This is a genomic window from Brevibacterium sp. VCM10 (assembly GCF_000583215.1).
GTDB lineage: Bacteria > Actinomycetota > Actinomycetes > Actinomycetales > Brevibacteriaceae > Brevibacterium > Brevibacterium linens.
In genome coordinates, this window is sequence record NZ_JAJB01000084.1 from 1 (window position 1) to 1,375 (window position 1,375).

At 66.0% G+C, this 1,375-nt stretch carries 1 protein-coding gene; it reads left to right on the top strand.

Annotation, left to right across the window (positions count from 1 at the left end; all coding sequences use genetic code 11):
• The first annotated feature begins 60 nt into the window (after positions 1-60).
• Positions 61-1,311 (top strand): YibE/F family protein, encoded by a 1,251-nt coding sequence (locus AD89_RS0117080; protein ID WP_025780796.1) that lies wholly within the window; start codon positions 61-63, stop codon positions 1,309-1,311.
• Positions 1,312-1,375 lie beyond the last annotated feature (64 nt).

A 1,375-nucleotide genomic window follows, 5' to 3' on the forward strand; every position in this document is an offset into this window, starting at 1 on the left:
CTGGGCCGCCGTCAGGTAGTCCTGAGAACGGCCAGCCGCGCCTGAAGGACCTCCATCCATATGACGTCCCATCGCGAACCGAAGGCCTCGCCGAGGGTTCGTCTGATCATGCTCGCCTGCCTCATCCCGCTCATCGTGGCCACGATCGCCGGACTGTTCGTGCTGTGGCCATCAGGACCGGACGAGGAGCTGCCCGGCGGTGGGCCGACGACGAACACGGCCGAGGGCACCACCGATACGAAGGTCACTGTCACCGCCGTCGACGCCTCGGACTGCGACCCCGGGGAGACGGACCCTATGGTGCAGGCCGACTGCACGACCTACACCGTCGAAGCGAACGGGCGCCAAGGCAGCCTGTACGTCACCCCCGACGCGGTCGAAGCCGGCGTCGACGTCGGGGACACGATCAAAGTCCTCGACTTCACGCAGTCGCCGGACCGGGAGGAGATGGGCACCGACTACGTGTTCATCGATTTCGACCGCAACGTTCCGATGCTGGCCTTGGCGATCCTCTACGCGGTCATCGTCCTCCTCGTCGCCGGTCTGCGGGGCCTGCGCGCGCTGATCGGACTCGGGTTCGCCGGTGCTGTGCTGTTCGTCTTCATGCTCCCGGCCATGCTCGACGGCAAACCCCCGTTGCTGGTGGCGATGATCTCGGCGAGCCTGATCATGGTCATCGCCCTCTACCTTGCGCACGGAATCTCGACGCGGACGTCGACGGCGCTGTTCGGAACGGTGCTCGGCATCGTCATCACGGGCATCCTCGGCGCGTGGATGACGTCCTGGGCGAATCTGGGCATCGCCTATTCGGAGGACGGGTACCTGCTGGTCGACACGACCGATCTGGGGATGACCGACATCATCGTGTGTGCGATCCTCATCACCGGACTCGGGGTGCTCAACGACGTCACGATCACACAGGCCTCGGCGGTGTGGGAGCTGGCAGCCGCCGCTCCTGAGATGAAGCCTGCGCAGCTGTTCGCTCGGGCGATGCGCATCGGCCGGGACCATATCGCCTCGACCGTCTATACGATCACGTTCGCGTATGTGGGTTCGGCGCTGATGACGCTCATCATCGTCTCCGCTCACGATCAGCCGCTGATCGACACGTTCACGCTCGGGGACATGTCGGTGGAGGTGGTGAGCATCCTCGTGTGTTCGATCGGGCTGGTCGTCGCGATTCCACTGACGACCGGTCTCGGCGTCCTCGTCGTGAAATCGGGAGTGCGCCCGCCGAGGCGGCCCACAGGATCCGCTGCCGCGTCCGGCGCGATCACGGCCGACGGCCTCGCGGGGGACTGTCCCCGCTGACTCGTCGCGAGGCCCGTGAGCGCGACCAGAACCGCTGAACTTCGCCCCAGAACTACCTGACGGC